The organism is Petrotoga mexicana DSM 14811 (assembly GCF_002895565.1).
In the GTDB taxonomy this organism is placed as follows: Bacteria; Thermotogota; Thermotogae; order Petrotogales; family Petrotogaceae; genus Petrotoga; species Petrotoga mexicana.
Window position 1 is genome coordinate 64,504 of sequence record NZ_AZRN01000012.1, and the last position, 21,746, is coordinate 86,249.

Annotated in this window: 17 protein-coding genes; 4 read left to right on the forward strand and 13 right to left on the reverse strand. The window is 34.8% G+C overall.

Annotation, left to right across the window (positions count from 1 at the left end; genetic code table 11):
• The first annotated feature begins 22 nt into the window (after nt 1-22).
• From X927_RS03585 to hpf, 4 genes are all read left to right on the forward strand, one after another.
• Nucleotides 23-832 (forward strand): Mrp/NBP35 family ATP-binding protein, encoded by an 810-nt coding sequence (locus tag X927_RS03585; protein ID WP_103076733.1) that lies wholly within the window; start codon nt 23-25, stop codon nt 830-832.
• Nucleotides 833-894: 62 nt separating this feature from the next.
• Nucleotides 895-2,886: an alpha-amylase family glycosyl hydrolase gene (locus X927_RS03590; RefSeq protein WP_103076734.1), complete on the forward strand. Its 1,992-nt coding sequence runs from the start codon at nt 895-897 to the stop codon at nt 2,884-2,886.
• A 15-nt stretch (nt 2,887-2,901) separates the two neighbouring features.
• Nucleotides 2,902-5,196: a replication restart helicase PriA gene (priA, locus tag X927_RS03595; protein ID WP_103076735.1), complete on the forward strand. Its 2,295-nt coding sequence runs from the start codon at nt 2,902-2,904 to the stop codon at nt 5,194-5,196.
• A gap of 88 nt (nt 5,197-5,284) precedes the next feature.
• Entirely contained in the window at nt 5,285-5,884 is a 600-nt protein-coding gene (hpf, locus tag X927_RS03600) for a ribosome hibernation-promoting factor, HPF/YfiA family (RefSeq protein WP_103076736.1), read from the forward strand.
• 86 nt (nt 5,885-5,970) lie between these two features.
• On the opposite strand, the gene X927_RS03605 is transcribed toward hpf, so the two are convergent.
• The 13 genes from X927_RS03605 to metG form a co-directional block, all read right to left on the reverse strand.
• Nucleotides 5,971-6,456 carry an HPP family protein gene (locus X927_RS03605; RefSeq protein ID WP_103076737.1) on the reverse strand — a complete coding sequence of 162 codons (486 nt, stop codon included), beginning with the start codon at nt 6,454-6,456 and terminating at the stop codon, nt 5,971-5,973.
• 29 nt (nt 6,457-6,485) lie between these two features.
• Entirely contained in the window at nt 6,486-8,747 is a 2,262-nt protein-coding gene (locus tag X927_RS03610) for a POTRA domain-containing protein (RefSeq protein WP_169925121.1), read from the reverse strand.
• Nucleotides 8,748-8,935: 188 nt separating this feature from the next.
• Nucleotides 8,936-9,655 (reverse strand): FAD-dependent thymidylate synthase, encoded by a 720-nt coding sequence (gene thyX, locus X927_RS03615; RefSeq protein WP_103076739.1) that lies wholly within the window; start codon nt 9,653-9,655, stop codon nt 8,936-8,938.
• Complete coding sequence (locus tag X927_RS03620; RefSeq protein ID WP_103076740.1) at nt 9,621-10,826, reverse strand: tetratricopeptide repeat protein; 1,206 nt, start codon at nt 10,824-10,826, stop codon at nt 9,621-9,623. Before X927_RS03620 ends, thyX begins: the two co-directional genes overlap by 35 nt.
• A gap of 270 nt (nt 10,827-11,096) precedes the next feature.
• Entirely contained in the window at nt 11,097-12,485 is a 1,389-nt protein-coding gene (locus X927_RS03625; RefSeq protein ID WP_103076741.1) for a flagellar assembly protein A, read from the reverse strand.
• Nucleotides 12,486-12,501: 16 nt separating this feature from the next.
• Nucleotides 12,502-13,332, reverse strand: a complete 831-nt coding sequence (locus tag X927_RS03630; protein WP_169925122.1) for an epoxyqueuosine reductase QueH — start codon at nt 13,330-13,332, stop codon at nt 12,502-12,504.
• Nucleotides 13,329-13,844 (reverse strand): ComEA family DNA-binding protein, encoded by a 516-nt coding sequence (locus X927_RS03635; RefSeq protein ID WP_103076743.1) that lies wholly within the window; start codon nt 13,842-13,844, stop codon nt 13,329-13,331. Before X927_RS03635 ends, X927_RS03630 begins: the two co-directional genes overlap by 4 nt.
• On the reverse strand, nt 13,841-14,605 hold the full coding sequence (locus X927_RS03640) for a hypothetical protein (RefSeq protein ID WP_103076744.1): 765 nt from the start codon (nt 14,603-14,605) through the stop codon (nt 13,841-13,843). The genes X927_RS03635 and X927_RS03640 overlap by 4 nt, the downstream gene beginning before the upstream one ends.
• A 3-nt stretch (nt 14,606-14,608) precedes the next feature.
• Nucleotides 14,609-15,598, reverse strand: coding sequence for a dehydroquinate synthase/iron-containing alcohol dehydrogenase family protein (locus tag X927_RS03645; RefSeq protein WP_103076745.1), 990 nt, complete (start codon nt 15,596-15,598; stop codon nt 14,609-14,611).
• Nucleotides 15,599-15,612: 14 nt separating this feature from the next.
• The gene (rpiB, locus tag X927_RS03650; protein ID WP_103076858.1) at nt 15,613-16,047 is read right to left on the reverse strand and encodes a ribose 5-phosphate isomerase B; all 435 of its coding nucleotides are present in this window, start codon (nt 16,045-16,047) and stop codon (nt 15,613-15,615) included.
• Between the two features lie 19 nt (nt 16,048-16,066).
• Nucleotides 16,067-16,684, reverse strand: a complete 618-nt coding sequence (gene lexA, locus X927_RS03655; protein WP_103076746.1) for a transcriptional repressor LexA — start codon at nt 16,682-16,684, stop codon at nt 16,067-16,069.
• A gap of 35 nt (nt 16,685-16,719) precedes the next feature.
• Nucleotides 16,720-19,161 (reverse strand): DNA gyrase subunit A, encoded by a 2,442-nt coding sequence (gyrA, locus tag X927_RS03660; protein WP_103076747.1) that lies wholly within the window; start codon nt 19,159-19,161, stop codon nt 16,720-16,722.
• 18 nt (nt 19,162-19,179) lie between these two features.
• The gene (gene metG / locus X927_RS03665) at nt 19,180-21,117 is read right to left on the reverse strand and encodes a methionine--tRNA ligase (RefSeq protein ID WP_103076748.1); all 1,938 of its coding nucleotides are present in this window, start codon (nt 21,115-21,117) and stop codon (nt 19,180-19,182) included.
• Nucleotides 21,118-21,746: the final 629 nt, after the last annotated feature.

Sequence of the window (21,746 nt, forward strand, 5' to 3'; positions counted from 1 at the left end):
AATAATTTTTAGGAGGAATAAAATGGCTAACTTAAAGGAACGAAAAGAGAAAATCTCTCAAAAACTTGAAAATATAGACAACGTTATTATGGTTATGAGCGGTAAAGGAGGAGTTGGAAAAACTACCGTTGCGGTGAATTTAGCGGTAGCTTTGGCTCTAGAAGGTAGGAAAGTAGGCCTTTTGGATGTTGATTTACATGGTCCCGATGTAGTAAGAATGTTGGGAGGTAAGGAAGCTAAAGTATCTGCTTTGGGAGGAGAAATACTACCCCCTGAAGTACACGGAATAAAAGTTATTTCTATTTCCCAATTCTTAGATAACGATAATGATGCTGTTATCTGGAGAGGTCCTTTAAAAACAGGTGCTATAATGCAGTTCATTGGAGATGTTGCTTGGGGTAAATTGGATTATCTAATTATCGATGCACCTCCAGGTACAGGAGACGAACCTCTGACGGTTTTCCAAAACGTGGACAAGATTAAGGGTGCTTTGATCGTAACTTCACCTTCTACCGTTTCACAAGACGACGTGGAAAGGGCTATTAATTTTGTAAAAAAAATGGATAAGCAAGTTATCGGGATAGTTGAAAATATGTCTTATTTTATCTGTCCAAATTGTAAAACTAAACACTACATTTTTGGCGAAAATGGTGGAAAATCTTTAGCAGAAAGATACAACTTAGAATTACTTGCACAAATTCCTTTGGATTCAACTGTCAGAGAAAACATGGATGCAGGTAAACCTGTTGCTTATTTCGGAACTCCAGAAGTAACTAATGTCTACGTTAACTTGGCAAAGACGGTAATAGAAAAAGTAGAAGCCGTTAGTTAATAAGGTATTAGATCACTGTCTCGAATCAGTAAACTTTTTTCATTGATAGGGGGGTTACTTTCATGAAGAAAGTATTATTCGTTGTAATGATACTTATTTTTGCTGTAGTTTCTTTTTCTGTTAGCACTACGTTTTTATACTCGAAAGAAGCGACTTCTGTTTATTTAATTGCCAGTTTTAATAACTTTGAACCTATCGCCATGGAAAAAAGCTTCACGGGACTATGGCGTTACAATGTTGATTTAGAACCTGGCGAATACCTGTATAAATTCATCGTAGATGGGAAAAGAACGATAGATTTTTCAAACGAGGATGTACAAGCCTATAACGGTGAAATCTTCAATGTACGCACCGTTCAAGAATCATTTGTTTTTCCAAAAGTTGGAGACGGCTCAATTAAAAAGGTTTATTTCGATAACGAAAGAAGATATATAAATCCGGTCCAAAAGGGTGAAATATATCTTTCAATAGAATTCGAAAAAAATGATATTGAAGACGTTGAACTACAAGCTAACGCATCCTCTATACAAAAATCTGTAATAGAGTTCAATAATACCATCCTTTATAGGTTTCACGTATTTACCGAAGCTGAAGTTTTAAAGTATAGATTTTTGATCCGCGATAGCGAAGAAATAATATATGGTTTCAACGGAACAGAAGAGTTTTTTGAGTTCGACTTTAATCATCCTATAATTTCTTATTTTGATATACCAGAATGGTCAAAAGGAAGGATCTATTATCAAATATTTCCTGATAGGTTCAGAAATGGTGATACTTCCAACGATCCGCAAGGGACCTATAGTTGGAACGGCCCTCACAACAGAAATTCTCTTTCTTTTGGTTTTTATGGTGGAGATCTTCAAGGGGTCATTGATTCAATTGACCACTTAGAATACATCGGGGTGGAAGCGATCTACTTCAACCCCATTTTTGAAGCTCAAACTCCCCATAAATACGATACAACTGATTATTTAAAAATTGATGATTCTTTCGGTAACGAAGAGGTCTTTTCTAATATGATAGAGGCATTACATGAATCAGATATCAAAGTAATCTTAGATGGTGTATTCAATCATACTGGAACTGAATTCTTCGCCATGAAAGAAAACTTTCTCAAACAAGAAAAATCCAATTATTTGGATTGGTATTATATCAAATCGTTTCCTATCAAAAAATCCACAGAAAGTTACGAAGGTTGGCATGGATACGCTGATCTCCCTCAATTAAACAATGAAAATCCCGAAGTAAGGGCATACATAAATCAGGTAATTGGTAAATGGATGAGTTTTGGGATAGATGGATGGAGAATGGATGCGGTCGATCAACTCCCTGAAACTTATTGGTCAGCTCTTTACGAGAATATTAAAAACATAGACCAAGAAGCCCTAGTTGTGGGAGAATTTTGGAGAGATGCCACTTCTTATTTTGAAGATCCAAGTTTCGACTCGGTTATGAATTACATTTTCAGAGATGCGGCTATTGCATATGCCAAAGGTGGAAGGGCTATTAACTTTATTAATACCACTAACGCATACATAGACAAATATCCACCACAAGTGTTGCATGGGTTATGGAACCTTTTAGGTTCACATGATACTGAAAGAATACTAACGGCCCTCGGTGAAGATACACAACGAATGAAATTAGCTGTTGTTCTTCAAATGACGTTTATAGGATCTCCTCTAATATATTACGGTGATGAAATAGGTATGACGGGGACCACAGATCCATTTTGCAGGGTTCCATTTTATTGGGATGATAGTAAGTGGAATATGGAAATTTTAGATTTGTACTCCCAATTGGCAGAATTAAGAAAAGAAAGTAATGCCTTAAGAAAAGGTGATTATACGGTATTGTATGCCGATGAAAGTGTTCTAATTTATGAAAGACGCTATCAATCAGAGAATGTCATAATTGCACTAAATTCTAAAGATTCACAAATTGAAATTGAGTATGATTTGAACGGAAATTACAGAGATATCTTAACTGGAGAAAGCTTTAATACCATAGAAAAAATGCCAAGTAAAAGTTTTCTTGTACTTGTTAGCGAGTGAAATTGGAGGATTTAGATGTATTATTATGAAGTAATCCCCATAGGTCAAATGGTTTTTAATGGGTTTACCTACAAAAGCGATAAAAAATTAGAGATAGGTCAAAGGGTTATTATTGATTTAAGAGGTAAGTTCCTTTCTGGCTTAATTTACAAAGAAGCTGAAAGCACCGAATTTAGCAAAATAAAAGAGATCGCATTTCCATTGGATAATAAAAGTTTATTAAATGAGAATCACATCAAACTTATGGAAAAAGTAAGCTCAAAATTTATGGCTCCTATTGGAGAGGTTGCAAGATTGCTTTTTCCTCCTCTTTCTTCGGATATTTATAAACTGAGAATTATACCAAAAAGTTCTTTGGGTCCTATTCAAAAGCCTATTTTTTACAAACAATTTTTAAAATCTTTTGATAATGCTTCAAAAGCCAACAAGCAGTTAAGAGAGTATTTGGATTCAAATTTAATTGAGATAGAACTATATAGAAAAGAATTTACAAAGAAAATAGATAAGTTTGTTAGTCTAAAAATGGACTTAAAAGAGACGTGGAAGTTCAATGTATCAAAATCTGCCAGAGAGGTAATAAATTATCTCTCCATAAACGGTGAAACCTTAGAAAGCGATCTGTACTCACAAGGTATTGTGAAAAAAGGTTCCACCGTTTTGAACACCTTAAGGAAAAAAGGTATAATAGAATTATCAGAAAGTATAACGGCTTACCAAAAAAATACAGAAGTTTCTTTAAATGATGAACAGAGGCAAGCAGTTGAAACAATAAAAGCAAATCCTGATAAACCACATTTATTGTACGGGGTTACGGGGAGCGGTAAAACCGAAGTATTTTTCGAGGTGGCAAGACCTATTTTGGAAAGTGGTGGGAAAGTACTTCTTTTGGTTCCAGAAATTTCTTTAACCTCCGAACTAATGAACAGGTTAAAAAAACGATTCGCTAATTACAATGCAGCTTTTTACCATTCTGGACTTACAAGTAGTGAAAGAGTGCAAACTTGGTATAAAGCCGTGAATGGTGAATTAGATTTAGTCATAGGAACAAGAAGCGCCATTTTCATACCCATGAAAGATTTAAAAATGATTATAATCGACGAAGAACATGATCAATCTTACTATCAGATAGAAAATGTTAGTTACGATGCAATAGATACAGCTTGTTTTAGAAAAGATTTAGAAGATATTCAACTGATACTTTCATCAGCTACCCCACGGGTTGTTGATCTGCACAAGGCAAAAACAAATTCTTTTTATCTTGAAAAAATAAAAACAAGATATTTTACCGAAATGCCTGAAGTCCAAATAGTTGATATGAAAAAAGATGAAAAATACAACTGGATATTCAGCAAAAAGGTAGTAGAAAATATAGAAGTTTCTTTGAAAAAAAACAAAAAAGTAATTGTTTTTACGCCAACAAGAGGATATGCCAATTATGTAATTTGCAGTGATTGTGGATATATATTTAAATGTGATGAGTGTGATGTTTCATTAACCTTTCATAAAAAAGAAAGAAAATTAAGATGCCATTACTGTGGAAAGGAAAGTGAATTACCAAATTTTTGCCCAAAATGTGGAGGCTTTAAGCTGCAAACCAGAGGTTTCGGTACGGAACGGGTTATGACTGAATTGGCTAAGTTGTTCCCTTCACAACCTCTGGTAAGGGTTGATAGAACGGTTATAAAAACATTCAAAGATTTAAGAAACACTTTCAATTTCATGAAAGAACCTGGGAAAAAGATTGTTGTCGGGACTAAGATGATCACTAAAGGTTTGGATATTCAAGATCTAGATTTAGTAGTCATTCTTGACGCTGATAGATATATCAACTTCCCCGACTACAATGCCCAAGAAAGTACAGCCTCTTTGCTCATGCAGGTTGCCGGGAGATCTGGCAGGAAAGAAAAAGGCAAAGTCATCATTCAAAGTTTTGAACCAGAAAATAATATTTATAAATCTTTAATTGATCATAATTTTGACCTGATTGCCGAGAATGATCTCGAACAAAGAAAAATATACGGTTATCCTCCATTTGTAACCTTGTTTTTGATTTTAGTGAACAACCCTTCTGCTGATAAAGCAAAAGCAAAAGCAAATGAAATCGTCGAAGAGTTGGGTAAAATTGAAAATCAGGATGATTTTGAAATATTAGGACCAGTTGTACCAATCATTTCCAAATTAAGAGGAAATTATAGGTATCAAATCATTATAAAAAGTAAAAAGAAAAATCATGACTTTTTATTCTCAGCGATTAAAACATATTTTAGAGACATCAAAATTTATGTTAACCCTCCCACCACATTAGTATAAGTTTTCTTATAAAAACAATTATTTCACGTTTATCCCCAAAATATAGAAATATAAGTATAGCAACTATTCAAATCTGGAGGTGATTTAGATGGAGTATAAAGTTTATACAAAGGAAGTAGAACTTACCGAAGCTTTAGAGAATTATATCGAAAAAAGGATGAGTAAACCAGACCATCTGCTCAAAAAACATTCCGATATCGTCTCTCCCTCTGATGTCAGAATCACAAAAGAGAGGGGTATATACAAAGTAGAAATAACTACCCACATTAAACCTTTAAGCAAGATCATAAAAGTAGAAGAAAGAAACAATGATCTTTATGAAGCTATTGATAAGGTAACAGATTCTTTGGAAAGAAAAATAAGAAAGCTAAAAAATCGTTTACAAGAACGAAGCAGAGCGGAAAAAAAGGTGCGAATGGAAATAGAACAAAATCTTCAAAATCCTGACATTAAAAATCTTGATTTAGCTGAAGAAAGTGAAGCAGAGAGTGAAGAAAAACCCGATGCTCCCAAAATCGTGAGAACAAAAAATTTTGATCTAACTCTTATGAACGTTGAGGAGGCAATGTTACAAATGCAACTTTTGGGTCATTCATTTTTCGTTTTCAGAAATCCAGAAAATGATGCTATCAGCGTGCTTTACGAAAGAAAAGATGGAGATTTAGGTCTCATAGAATTCAATGAATAATTGCTAGATACAAAAGGGATGCTTTCGATAAAAATTAATCAAGGAAAAAAACATAGGGTCTGCTTTTAAAGACCCTATGTTTTTTGTTAAATTAAGTCTATCATATAAGGTTTTAGAAAGTGATGGACAACCGCCAAGATCGCCACACTGATAAAAACTGACAGAAAGGCATTTAAGCTAAACCCTGTTATACTCAAGCTCAGTGCTGTTCCGGCTGCTGGTGGATGTTCTGTATCTATGACAACCATAAGAAATATTGAGAGGCCTACGGCAAGGGCGTACGATAAATTAGAGAATACAAAATTACCGTTAAGCAAAAAAGAAAAAATACTTCCGCATATAAATCCTACCGCATGCCCACCCACCAAGTTTCTAGCCTTAGCAACCATACTTTTTGGCATCGCAAAAACTATAAAAGTCGATGCCCCTAAAGAACTGACTATTATTGGCCTGTCTTGAACATTCAAAATCAAAAGTATGAAAAAGATCGTGATGGTAGCCAATAAACTTTGAAAAACATACTTCTTCCAGTTTTTTTTGAACTTTACTAAAATATTAGAAATTTCGTCCAACTAGAGATTCTCCTTAAAAGAACGTTAGTTTAAAATGTTTGACCGAAACCAAACCAAACCTTTCCGTTTAAAGCCTCATCCCATCCATATCCAAAGCCTATTTGTCCCAATAAAGGAACTGTGAACCTTAATCCACCACCAAAGGACAGGATGCTATCATCAAAAAGCTTACTAACATCATCTTGAGCGCTACCGTAATCAAAATAGGCAATGAGATCCAATGGAACTTGACTTGTGGCAAGCTCGTAAGCCAACTCGGTGTTGAATAAAAGTAAATTTTCTCCTTCCTGTGCGTAAAAATCAGAAGTCCTTACAGAATACATTCCTCCAACATTGAATTGATAATTAAGGTTAGAATCGCTGTTGGAATTATATACGGTACCTAATTTTAGCCTACTTCCCAGTGTGAATTTATAAAAACTGTAAAATAGTTTACCTTCAGTGGTGGCACCGATATAGTAATTATCGGTATTACTTGTTTCAACCCCTCCTATACCATTGATTTGGAAATATTGACCATTATGTGGCCTATAAGGGCTGTCTAAGCTGTTGTATAAATATCCGGCTGATCCAGAAAGTACATTAAGATTACTTTCATCCACTAATTTGTAGTTATTGTAGGTAAAAGAACTTGTTATATAAGAAAAGTCTTGTATACTGTATCTTGGAGCAACAGATAACGACAGATAGTTAGTTGCATATCCACCGATGTTTGAATAATACTCTCCATCTTCACTTACCGTATAATGTATGCCAGCACCTAAATTAAGGTTACTACCAGCCAACTTAATAACATCGTAATCGAATCCGACAGAATAGTAATTTCTCATAGGATTTAAAGCTGAGTTAAGAGAGAATGTTTGTCCGTATCCAAAAGGATTTAAAAATTGAACCTCAAGCTCCCCTGTAAAACCTTGATACCATTCTTGGTCTTCTGGTAAGGTCCAGGTGACACCTCCCATTAATTTTCCAAGTTTTCCACTTTCTATAGGGGTTATCTTAAAACCTATTACATCTTCCGCTTGCTGTATGGGCTGTATTTTAATGTCTTTAAAAAATCCTGTTCCCATGAAGGATGTGTACGTGTCTTGTAATTTTTGCTGGTTAAAAACTTCGCCTGGTTTTATCTTCACTAGAGATTCAACTATGTATGGTTTAGTTTTAGCGGTCGCTTCCTGAGTTATTTCAACGTCTCCAACCTTTGGTTCCGTTATTTCGAATATTAATTCATTATCTTGGTATTTAGGGGTAATTAATGTGTAAATGTATCCGTTGTCGTAATAAACCTTTTGAAGATTGTCGTAAGCGTATAGAAGGTCTAAATTACTCACAGGGTTTCCTAACGGAACGAACTCATTCACAACCTCATTCAATCTAAATTCTTCTAAACTTTCGTTTCCAATAAAAGATATTTTGTTTATTATTACTGGATCTTCAGGGACAATTTTTCTTAAATTGCCTTCTAAAACAAGTAATAATTCTCCACCTTCGTTTTCTTCTATTTCGGTTACTTCAAAACGTAAATTCGTGTCAGCAGAAAAAAACGGTATTTGATTTAACGAGTTCAATATATTTTGAACCTTTTGAAAACTTGGATAGGTTTCTTTGGCGTTGGGCCTAAATAAGAAGAATTTGCTATTCCAATCTTTTCTAAAATCAAAACCGATTCTTTCCTTTATGTCTTCTTTATCCAGTTGAGATAATTCTCCCCTTAATTCTAAATCCCAAAGAGAATACTCTTTAACTATGAAAACCAATGTGTCTGATGAATATTCTTTATTGTTTATCTCCGTTGCTTCTAAGGTGATTTCATCTCCTGTCATTTTTAGATTGGAGTATATATCAACGAATTGGTAACCGTTTTTTATGTACAAATCTTGAATGTTTTTCATGGAGGTTTGAAAATCATTTAGATTCAATGGGATATTGGTGTTTATACTGATCGAAGAACGAATATTTTCTTTGTTTATCAATTCATCACCTAAGATCTCAACTTCATAATTTGTTACGATGGGATTGGGCTTAAATATGAGTTCTAGATTCCCATTTTCGTCCAAATTGTAAGAAACAGAGGTAAAATAACCTGACTTTAGTATTTCTTGTATAGCCAATCTAATGTCTATATCCCCCACATAGGTGCCTTCTTGTATACCATAATTTGTTAGTACCCTTTCAACATCCGTTGCTGCATAAGATATGTCAACGTTGTAAGAAATGTCGTTTAAAAGGGTTATCGAAAATGCGAATCCTGCGATGAAAAAGATAGCAAATAGTAGAAAATGTTTTTTCATATTAAAACCTCCTAATTTTTTGTAGTTTGATAGCGCCATTGAACGTTAAGGGGGTTCCCCTTAATAACCCCAAATCAAGGGCAAATTCATTTAAAAGCATTGCAAAACAAACCATTTTGCACAAAGCTGCAAAACGCTCCCCGCCTTTTTTAGAAAGGGACCTGTGGTCCCCTAGCCCACTATTGAAGCTACTTTAAAATGTCTCCTTTGTACTGATGCTTCAAATATGCTTCATAACTCCACGGACAAGTTTTTTGGAAAAATTGTGCCAAAGCCTTAGCGTACTGTTGAATTTCCCATTGTGCATGTGAAGATGCCCTTAAATCCAAGAAATGCATCAGGGCCCGAACATTCGTAGTTAAATAAAACTCAGTGTATTCCCCTACGGGTAGTATAATACGTGCCATTTCTCTAGCTACACCCATATTTATAAGTTTTTCGTAAGCCTCGTAACTTTTCTTGTAAACTTCTTCTATAATTTCAAGAGTCTCTTCTCTTAATTGTTCATCGGAGTATACATTACTACTCTGTTTGTCTTTTGTATCTTGTATCCTGATATGATCCGGGATATAAAACTCGTTGACGTTTTTCGATGTGTATCTTCTACTGATTTCATTGGGAGACATTCCTATCCTATGACGAAACCATTGTCTAACAACAAAGATGGGGGCTTTTACATGAAATGTAAAAGTGATATGTTCAAATGGAGATAGATGGCCATGTTCCATCAAGTAGTTTATGAGTTTTCTGTCTTTTTCATCGGTAGATATATCTTTCCCATGCGAGACTCTCGCGGCTCTAACTGCAGATCTGTCATCTCCCATTATATCAACAAGGGTAACAAAGCCTTTATCTAGTACTTTGATAGATTCCTTATTTGTCGTGAGGCTGTCTTCTTGATTGGTCATTGTCAATTTTTTCCTCCTTACTTGCCGTGAGGCTGTCTTCTTCACTCCCAAATCTGAATACTATATAGAATATCGCTGAAATTACTATAAATAGCGGTAACAACGTGGTCAAAAAATTTCTTGTAGTGAGTTTTCTGTCTATAGTGTTCAAAGTTTGTTTTATTTCAGAATTATCTGGATCGTACATGAGTGCTTTGATTAAATAAATTCTTGAAATTGTCAAATTATCCGTGTTGGTTTTATCACTCTCGTACAAAGTTGTTCCAAGTTTAGCTAAAACTTCTGCATTCTTAGGATCAAGATCAATAGCGGTTTTATAATAATTTATCTTCTGAGAGTTCGTTTCAGAAATATCACCCAAAAGCTCATAACTTTTCGAGAGTACAGTTTTTTTATTAGAATTTTGGAGAATCCAATCGAGGATTTTTCTTGATTCTAATTTTTCATTTAAGTTGTAATATGAAAGGGCTATTAAAAACATGATCCTTTCGTCTTTTTGTGAGAGATTTACATAGTTTGTTGATAGTTGTTTAACGTCTTCAAACTTACCTAATTCAAAAGCTTGAACTATCAACAATTCTTGAATTTTTCTGTTTGAAGGATAAGAAAAATAAACTTTTTCTAGATTTTTGAATATATTTTCTTTTTCTTGAAGGCTTGCCGCTTCCCACGTTAGAAGCGATTTGTAATAAACTGAAAAAGGATTCTCTCCGATTGCCTTCTCTATTATATCAATGGAACTTAAAATTTCATTAAATGTTTCCATATTTTTGGTTTTTTGCCACACTTCAAAATTAAATAAAACATTGAGGGCATTAACAATCACTGAGTCGGGATAATTATTGGTTAATATCTCAATCCTATTGATACTTTGCTCTTCATTGCCAGGATAGTATTCGGAAAGAACATTCAGAGCAGCTGAATCATCAGGTTTTAAAGAAGAAAGTATATAAGGCCTGGTTTGATTAGCAGCCGTTTTGTATTCTTCATTACCTGTTTCATAATATTTTAAATACAAACCTAAAACGTTTAAATTCTTCTGGGAGGAAACTAATAATTGATCAGTATCAAAAGTATAAACGTAGCTATCTAAATTACCGGCATAGATATTCAAAGTTATAAAAGAAATGGAAAGAATTAGAAATGATATTTTTTTAAGAAGTCGATACATGTGTCAATTCTCCTAATTATTTTTTAGCGCCATACGTTAAGGGGTAAACCCCTTAAAAACCCCAAATCAAGGTAAAAATCAAAGTCTTTTGCATAGATCTGCGGAAAACATCATTTGCTACGCAAATGAGAATTAGGATGTTACTTCTAAAGCATTATGAAAAAGCTTTTTGCATAAAGCTGCAAAAAAACATTGTTTGCACACTGCGGCAAACTTAATAAATCTTTTTGCACAAAACGGCAAAAGGGCTTCGCCCTGTAGTTTTGTTTGTTATCTAGAAACATTTGTTTCCGCTTGATAACCGTGTGGAACTATCTCATCATCTTCCAATTTAAACACTACCTTAGTGATTGGCTTTGTGGGCATAAATTTTTTCTTATGAATTATTATTTCAGTTCCTGGATATGCCATTTTTTTTGCGATAATAAAGGCAGATTCTTTAGAAGATTGAATTTTATATTTTATCGTTTCCAGCTTTTCTTTATCAGCTTTTATCTCAGATAAGAGCATTTTATAAGTATTAAAACATTTCTTGTAGTATTCTAACCTTTCTTCGTTTATCTTACCTTTATCTTTTAGGAGTTGGATCCCTTTGATTATCGAATTAAGTTTTCTAAGATTCTCCATATCGAGGGTAATTTTTTGTTCTAATTTATTTAACTCTTCATTTAGGTCAGGTAAAACTCCCACTTCACAGATGGTTTTGACACCCATTTCACTCCCCAATATTTCCGCTTCTATAAGATTGGTGGCTAAGATATACCCACCTGAAATCTTTCCAGTCCCACCTTCAACAATGACATGTTTTCCTGCTTTGATGTTAGAATTGACAATGGCTGTTTTAACTATTACATCTTCTTCCGCTTCAATATTGGCGTTTTCGATGTAATTGCACCTCAAGATTTTAACCTTTATCGAACTTTTTCCGGCACCTTTTATTCCGAATATTTTGGCTTCCCCTTCACAAAATACCGTAGCAGATTCAACTACACCTTTGATCTCTAAATAAGAAGTAGCCTCAACATGAAAACCTGATTTAACATCCCCATTAATGATTAACTTTCCTGGAAAGCGAACATTACCGGTAGAGTAGTCTATATTCCCATCTATTTTGTGCTCGTCTGAAACATCTAAACTTATCTCACTATTTGACGTTTCTTTACTGATGAACTTCCCATCTATCTTTGAAATTATTTTATTGTTGTTTACTACAATATTGTTGCCTAAATTTAGTTTTAACTCTTTTCCCTGAATGCCTTCAATTTTTTCTCCACGTACGCTTCTTCCAGGTTCACCTTTAGTTGGAGGAATTATCTCTGCTAATATGTCTCCTCTTTTTACGATTATCAGTTGGCTACTTTCTTTTAAGTCAACGTAGCTATTTTCAGTGATGTTAAGCTTTTCTTCAATATTCTTCTGAAAGATTAACTGTGCGTCCTTTCCAACCTTGGGAGGTATTCCATATGCAATAACGTATTCCTTATCAAATTGGGGTTCAGAGACGATTTCTTCAATAACTTCTGATTTTATCCCCACTACTACACCTTTTTCCTTTAGAAAAGCCTTTATTCCGCCAATAGTAGGTGGTCGCCCATCATCTATTAATTTTAAAGATGCCACCATTCCATCTTCAGAGATTCGCAGATCGTACTTAGCCATCTAGACTACCCCTCTTTCACCATAATATCACTTTTCCCTTCCAGTTATCGATCTTGTATCTGGAACTTGTAAGGATGTTAAAATCTTGGGCTATTTCCTTTTTTATTAGGATGATCTGAGGTTTCAAATATTTCAAAATTTTCAATCCGACTTTTTCTAGAAGTTTTGCTGGAATATCTTGTGGGATTCTAAGCAAGTCTTTTTTGTAATATTTAAAGTATTTTTGGGTTAATTCTTCTCCAAGTATCTCAACTAAACTTTTGTAATTTTTCTGTTTAGACTGCTCTTCGTATCTTTTTGATTCATCCAAAGAAAAAGAACAACCACAGTAGTTCTGGCGATAAATATTGTAAGTTTTACATATTTGTGCAGCCATATGAACACCGTTATTGGATCTGAAGTTTATATACTTAAAAGTCGAGCTTTCTTCTTTATCTAAATTGTCTGTTATTTCTAAAATATCGCTGTGAGACTTTCTAGGAGAAGCAAGAAGAGTTGTTGAATAGATAGAAAAATTCAATCTTTTAGCTTCGGTTTTCGTCTTTTCAAGCCTCAACTTCATACATTCATAACATCTTTCGGGACTTTCTTCCTTATTTGCCGTGAGGCTGTTTTTTCCCCCTTTTATCCTTTCTAAAAACTTATCAGGTTCATAATCTCCTTCGTAGAGTTGGAAACCCCAAATATTGCTTAATTTCTTAACTTCATTCAATCTTTTGGAATATTCTTGAAGGGGATAAATATTAGGGTTGTAAAAAAACACAATAGGTTCGTATCCTTGTTCTACTAGTTTCTTATAAGAAACCGTTAGATCAGGCGCACAACAAACGTGTAAGAAAATCTTCAAAATACTATCTTCCCTTCCATTTTTTCTATCGTAGAATATGGAATACCTATTTTCTTTAAATCATCTAAAGAGTTTATACGTTTAATAGCCCTATATTCGATGATTTTCTGTGCAGAAACTTTTCCTATTCCAGGCAAACTTTCCAATTCTTCACTGGATGCTTCATTTATATTTATTTTATTATCTACTATTTCGTAAATAACTTCTGAAAGATAAATATAGTCTTTAATATTTGAAAATGTTTTTTCCCCTATACCAGAAACGTTCATAATGTCTTCTATTTCTCTGAAACCTTTCTCTTGCCTATAATTTATGATCGCTTGTGCCTTGGCGGGTCCGATTCCAGGTAATCCGATCAACTCTTCAACTGACACCGTTAAAAGGTCTATTTTATTTTCCTGATAAGAGTTAGAGGTAACCTCTTCTCCAACTTGATGTCGATCCAGCGTTAAAAACCCGAGCAAAATGATTACAATTATACTTAATACCGGGAAAAGAAGCTTTTTTCTCACTGGGTTTCTACTCCACTAAAGTAGATACCTTTAGTGAATCTGTCAGCTATACTGAGCCCAGTTAACTCAAAAACAAGATCTTCATCCATATTTTTCAGGTATGTTTGTGCCTCGTTATAATCGTCAAACAGACCCACGAGTATGGCCCAATAATCTTCGTTACTCTGTTGAAACTTACCGTTGAAAACAAAAGCGGGGATACCCCCTTGTCTTAACGCCATTGTTGGGAACATAGCTGGTGCTGGAGTAGTATATAAATAGATTTGAATAGAAAATAGGTACTGCTCTTTGTCTTCCCCTTCTAAAGAATAATCCGAGCGATACAAGTAATACTTATCCTCGTTTTGAAAAATGAAGTAAGGTATATCATTGTTTAAAGCGTACAACGCCTCTTCAAAAACCTCACGCTGATCGTAAAAAACTTTTACGGCACCTTTATTATATGGTTTTAACATGGTCACCGAGTTGTTCAACAACACTTGGTAATCGAGTTCTTGGATATTGTAATTTGCCTTGGCCATTATGTTGCCAATCTCAATCTGTGGTAGTACTAAATCTTCTAAGACAGCAGATTGGGAAGCTGATTCAACTTCATTTGATGCAAGAGTTTCACTAGTATCTAACTCTTCAATTTTAAGCTTAAGATTGTTCATCTGACTTTTTAAATATATGGTATACGTTGTCAGTGCGAAGGTTATCAAAGGTAAAATAAAAACAAGAATTAAAATAACTCTGAACCAACGCGGATTATTCTTTTTCATGATTCATACACCTCTCAACAGAGACTTAAACTCTAAAAGGAGATCTTTTAGCTCTCCAAAATTCAAAAGCAAATCCACAAAGCCGTCCTCTTTGAGTAATATTTCTTTTAGAGGTACGTTGTTCACTTTAGCCTTAATATTTTGGATTTTTGATGATTTCAAATCTACGAAACTTCTTATGTTTTGAAAAATATTTTGAAATCTTTTCTCATGTATATAACCAAATTTAAAACTCAAATATACAAGAAACGCAAAAGACAAACTCTCGTTTTGAACGAAATCAGACTTTACCGAGGTGTCTGCTATGTATTTCATCAATTTAGTTCCAGGAAAAGGTAAATCGTTAGAGTAAAGGGACAAAACAAATTTAACTGCAGAATAAAGATAATCCTCTAAATCTAAACGGATGAAATTTTTAGAATACTTTAAAGATAAGCTGGCAAAGTTATTGTCAAACAAAAGTCCTAAAATATATCCCAAGAAAAACTGGTTTTTCATATCTTTTTTATCTAAAAATTTGCAAAAATACGGATCTATATAAACTAGATCGGGATAACCACTCACCTTCAAAAAATTCTTAGTGTAATTCATATCTAAATAGAATTCTCCCGAAACGGGTAAATATATCATAGAAGACAGTGTTGTTGGCATAACTGTGAAGGTCCCTTTTGGAAAATCCAAAGTATGAAAAACGTAGCCAGCCATATCTATCAAGGAACCTCCACCTATCACCACTAAATTGCTGTAACTACCTTCTACCATGACCTTACACAGTTCTAAATATTTATCGAAATACTTGGTTTCATTGCCGCCTTTTACGTAAAAGATATTGTTACCGGATCCTGTATTTAAATGATTTTTCAAATTGGAATCAATTACCATCAACGTTCCGTATTTAGATGCGTATCTTTTAGAAAATTCTTTGTAATATCCATGGCTTATATTAATATTAATGTCTTTTTCAATACCCTTTGAGAAACTGATACTTTTCATTTTTTTCGTCCTTTTTAGCTAATTTCGTCTATTTTATCAACACGCCTTTTATGTCTTCCAGCTTCAAAATCTGTCGATAAAAATTTTACTACCGTCCAGATGGCTAAATCAATGCCCATAAGTCTACCTGCTAAAACCAAAACGTTGGCGTCGTTATGTTTTCTGGCATATTCTGCCATCGATGGATACAAGCATAATGCACCTCGTACGCCTTTCACTTTGTTCACTGCGATTGACATTCCTATTCCAGTACCACAGATACCTATGCCGAAATCAACTTCTCCTTTGGTTACTTTTTCACCAAGTTTTTTGGCATAATCAGGATAATCAACACTAGCATTGGAATTAGTCCCCAAATCTATTATATCGAATTTCTTCTCTAAAAGATAATTCTTAATTTGTTCTTTCATTTCATATCCGGCATGATCGGAGGCAATTGCAATTTTCATCACGGAAATTCGCTCCTTTTTATAGCACTCTTATTAAGCCTACCATCTTTCCTTGTATCTTTAAACGATCAGCTTTGACCTTTATCTCTTTCATACTTTTATTTTCTGGTACAAGCAGCACTTCGTCTTCATTCAGCCTTTTGTACCTTTTAAGTGTTGCTTCATTTCCATCTATCAATGCAACCACTATGTCTCCATCCATGGCGTAATCTTGTTTACGTATTATAACAAAATCTCCGCTCTTGATCTGTGCTTCTATCATGGAGTTTCCTTCAACTCTGAGTGAAAAATATTCGTAATTTTTTGGGAAAAAATTAGTGGGTATGGGAATGTAATCGCTAATTGTTTGTATAGCTTCTATGGCATCTCCCGCTGCTATCTTTCCTGAAACAGGAGCCAAAGTCTCTGTGGCAAAAATTTCTCCCGATTTTGGCATCATCTTTATTCCACGTGATACATTTTTACGCTCGATATAACCTTTTTTTTCCAAAATTATGAGATGCTTATGTGCCGCTCTTGGACTTTTAAAATTAAAATGTTTCATAATATCTCTGATACTTGGAGCAAATCCATTTTTTTCCATATAAGATTTTATGAAGTCCAGAACCTGTGACTGCCTTTTTGTCAATTCCTCCATTTTATTTACCCCTTCCATGCTTAATAATTATAAAACTACTTTTCATCATTAGCTTGAACTTCAATCGCTCCTACAACTGAATCGTCTTCATCCAGTCTAACAATTATAACACCTTGGGTGATTCTTCCTAAAACATTTATATTATTTACATTTACCCTTATAGCCTTACCTTTTTTAGTGAATATCAGTATGTCTCTCCCATCTTCCACACTCATAGTTGAAACTATCGGACCTATTTTTGTTATGTCTCGTACCGTTTTTACCCCAATTCCTCCACGATTTTGTGGCTTATAAGAATGAAATGAAACTCTCTTTCCATAACCTCTTTCTGTGATCAACAACAGTTTTTTGCCTTCATCGACCTTCACCACGTTGATCACTTCATCGCCTTCACGCAATTTTATTGAGTTAACACCCATTGCTGTTCTTCCCATCGTTCTTACCTGGGAAGAGTTGAACATTAAGGACATACCTAGCTTTGTCACGACCAACAAATCTCTATCCGTTCCATCAAGCAATATTACATCGACAACTGAGTCGTTATCAACCAGATTGATGGCTCTAATACCAGAAGCTCGTGCACTGCTGAATTCTCTCAAAGATGTTCTCTTCACCTTACCTTGTTTTGTAAAAATGAGAATGTCTTTGTCGTAATCTCCGTCTAAAGATATGGAAACGATACTTTTTATCTCTTCTCCTTCATCTAAACTGATGAAGTTAGCGATATGTTTGCCTTTTGTGCTTTTCGAACTGGTTTCGATTTCGTAGGCATTTATTTGATATGCTTTACCAGCAGAACTAAAGAGCATTAATTTGGATAATTTGTTCGTATATATGACCTCTTTTACATCATCTTCTTCAGAAATTTTTAATCCTTTTACCCCTTTTCCGCCTCTTCCTTGAACCTTGTATTCCGATGAAGGAATGGCTTTGAGGTAACCCCATTTGGTTAAAACTATTACGACATCTTCATCTTGAATCATTTCAACCTCTTCGGCTAAATCTCCTTTGTTGTATAGTATCTCCGTTCTTCTTTTATCACCAAACTTATTCACTACTTCATCGAGCTCTTCTTTGATTACTTCCATAAGTTTTTCTTTGTTTTGCAGAATATTCACAGCGTTTTCTATATCTTTGTATAGGTTTTTCAGCTCTTCATTTAAGTTGGTGCTTTCAAGTTTTGAAAGGCTGATCAATCTCATATCTGCTATGGCTTTTGCCTGTTCTTCACTCACGCCTATCGTTTCTTGAAGGTTCTTCAAAGCTTCCTGAGGATTTTCTGAGTTTCTAATGATTTCTACCACTGTATCGATACCTTGAACAGCTTTGATAAGACCTTCGACGATATGTGCACGCTTTCTTGCCTTCTCTAACTCGTATTGGGTTCTTCTTGTTATGACGTTAACCCTGTGGTCTAAGAAGCTCTGTAAAAGTCCCTTTAAATTCATCAAAGAGGGCTTTTCGTTATCGATTACATTCATTTGAACGTAAAAATAGGATTGAAGATTTGTGTGTTTGAACAATTCGTTGATCAATCTTTTTATGTTAGCGTTTCTTTTCAACTCTATTACCAGTCTTATTCCTTCTTTATCGCTCTCATCTCTAACGTCTTTTATCCCAACATCTTTCTTTTGCTCTTTTGCCTTAACCACGTATTTTACAATTTGCTCGATGATATCGGTCTTAGAAACGTTGTAAGGGATCTCCTCAAAAATGATAGAGGTCCCTTTACCTTCGTCGTCTATTCTGTACTTTCCTCGAATCGTTATCTTTCCTCTACCTGTTTCATAAAGTTCTTTCAACCCTTCTCCATCAACAACTTGGCCACCTGTTGGAAAATCAGGTCCTTTAATATACTTCAACAGATCCGCTACTTCAGAGTCGGGTTTTTCTATTAACAGTTTTAATGCTCCTACGAGTTCGTTTAAATTATGAGGTGGAATGTTGGTGGTCATTCCAACAGCTATCCCACTTGCTCCGTTCATCAAAAGGTTAGGAACTCTTGTTGGTAAAACAACGGGCTCATTCAGAGAACCATCGAAATTCTCTCTAAAATCTACAGTTTCTTTCTCGATATCCTTGAGCATATACTCTCCCAGTTCAGGCATACGTGCTTCTGTATACCTCATAGCCGCAGGAGGATCGCCGTCTATCGAGCCAAAATTTCCTTGTGCCTCAACTAACGGATACCTCATAGTAAAAGGTTGTCCCATTCTAACTAAGGCATCATAAATAGCCGCATCTCCATGGGGGTGATACTTACCCATTACCTCACCAACGATACGAGCATTTTTTTTGAATGAAGAGTTATGTTTCAACCCTAATTCGCTCATAGAGTAAAGTATTCTTCTCTGAACAGGTTTCAACCCATCTCTAACATCGGGTATAGCCCTGCTTACAATAACACTTAAAGAATAAAGTAAGTAAGAAGTTTTTAATTCTTCAGTAAAATCTTTGATAAATATTTTATCGTCCATCTCTTGGTATTACCTCCATTAAGAAATCTTTGAACCAGCTTCAACATCTTTATCTACCGTGAGTATACTCAGATTACCGTTTCCATCTTTAGCGGCTAAAAGCATACCTTCGGATAATTCCCCCATCAATTTGGCGGGCTTTAGGTTGGCGATGATTATTATCTTCTTACCAACTAAATCTTCAGGTGAATAAAAGTTTTTGATGCCTGCAATTACTTGTCTTTCACCCATCTGTCCTAAATCAAGATGTAGTCTCAGTAGTTTGTTAGATTTTTCAATATTTTCTGCCTTTACTACTTTAGCAACTCTTAAGTCAATCTTTTTAAAATCTTCTATCTCTACTATATTTTGAACATTTTCACTTTCTGACATTACTTCGTCCTCCTTACTGATATCTACTGTTTTAATTATTCTTTTCCAACTTTTTACGTCGATTCTTTGAAATATGGGATCACCTTTCACAACTTTAACTCCACTGTGTAAAAGGCCCTTTTCAAGGCTCTCTCGATTTAAAACTTCCAAACCATAACCTATCTTTTTTAATATTTTTTCGGAAGTATCAGGCATAACTGGATAAATCAAAATAGAAATAATTCGAATAACGTCGAGCAGATTGTATAAAACGGTGGACAACCTATCCTTCTCATTTGGATCATTCCCCAAGATCCAGGGTTCTGTTAAATCTATGTATTTATTAGAAAAACGTATGATTTCCCATAGATTTTCAAGGGCTTGTGTAAACTGATACCGCTCCATCAAATTCAAATAAGCGTTTTTCTTACTCTCTAAAAGTTCTATGAGTTGCTCGTCCACCTTATCCTTTCTTTCAGGTTTTGGTATGACACCGTTAAAATACTTTTCAACCATCGTAAGTGTTCTATGCACTAAATTGCTTAGATCATTGACTAAATCAGCGTTGTATCGAGTAATTAAGTTTTCTTCCGAAAAATCTCCATCTCTACCAAAGGCAATATCCCTTAACAAATAATACCTTATAACATCTCTGCCATAGGCGTTCATGAGAACCCTTGGATCAACGGCGTTGCCCAAGGATTTTGAAATCTTTTGTCCATTAACCGTTAGCCAACCATGTGCGAATACCTTCTTCGGCAAAGGCAACCCTACTGACATCAACATAGCAGGCCAGATCAGAGAATGGAACCTATTTATTTCTTTTCCAATAAGGTGTAAATCAGCGGGCCAGTACCTGTTAAATTTTTGTTGATCATCAGAATAGCCTATCGCACTTATATAATTAATTAACGCATCCACCCAAACATACACCACATGTTTAGGATCGCTCTTTAAAGGGATCCCCCAATTGAACGTAGTTCTAGTGATGCTAAGATCTTTTAATCCATTATTCAAAATTTGTAGCATCTCATTTCTTCTAAAAGATGGTTCCACAAAATCAGGATTATTCTGATAATGTTTCAACAACGGTTCGGTATATTTGGAAAGTTTAAAAAAGTAATTCTCTTCCTCTACCCATTTCAATTCTCTGTTACATTCAGGGCAGAGTTTAACGCCATCTTGAGTGATTATCTCAGATTCATCCCAAAAGGATTCATCGTGTATGCAATACCAACCGGCGTACTTTCCTTTGTACACATCTCCATTCTCCATCATCTTATCAACAAACATCTGTACGGTCTTTATATGATAATCATCTGTTGTTCTAACAAAATGATCGTAACTAATCCCCATTTCATCCCATAAATTTTTAAATTTTGAAGAGAGCGAATCAACATATTCCTGAGGAGGTATATTCTTTTCTTTAGCTGCCTGTAACACCTTTTGTCCATGCTCATCCGTGCCGGTTAAAAAGAAAACATCGTACCCCATCATTCTCCTAAATCTTGCTACTATATCTGCAACTATCGTCGTATATGCCGAACCAATATGTGGTTCACTGTTAACGTAGTAAATAGGTGTAGTGACGTAAAACTTATCCATTAATGGCACCTCCAAAACTGTTCAACCTTCTTTCCCATATCTAATTGTGAAGCCTAAAATATTATATCACATTAAAATTGTTTTGGTATTCTCATATATTCTCTAGAAGTTTAAGCTTTCAGTGGAATACGGGGCGAAGCCTTCTTGCTGTATTATGCAAACTATGTTTTTAAATAATTTTGATTTTGATTTGGGGTTTTTAAGGGGCATCCTCTTAATGTTTGGGGACCTTAAGAGGCTTGTCCCTTAGCGTCCGGGTCTAAGAAACCGCAGATTCCTTCCTGAGATGGGTGGGCAACGGGGTGAAAGGGCGCTAATAAAATCGTTGAAAAGATATCACCCCGCATAAAACAAATTAGAAAGGTGATATCTATACACTACCACCATACTATTTCACCCTTTCCATACTTTCCCTTCAATGTAGCTTTTGTATTCCATCAGAATATATGTATCCATCTTTTCCATTTATCTTTGTGTTGTACAGCATAATTATACCATATGTTTTTGAAGGTAAGCTATCTTATCGAATAACTTCTGTATAACAAGTTTTATAGCGCCCTTCCCTCACTGCCCACCCCTGAGGAAAAGAATATTTTTATTTATTAATTTAATTGTACTAAAAGACTCAA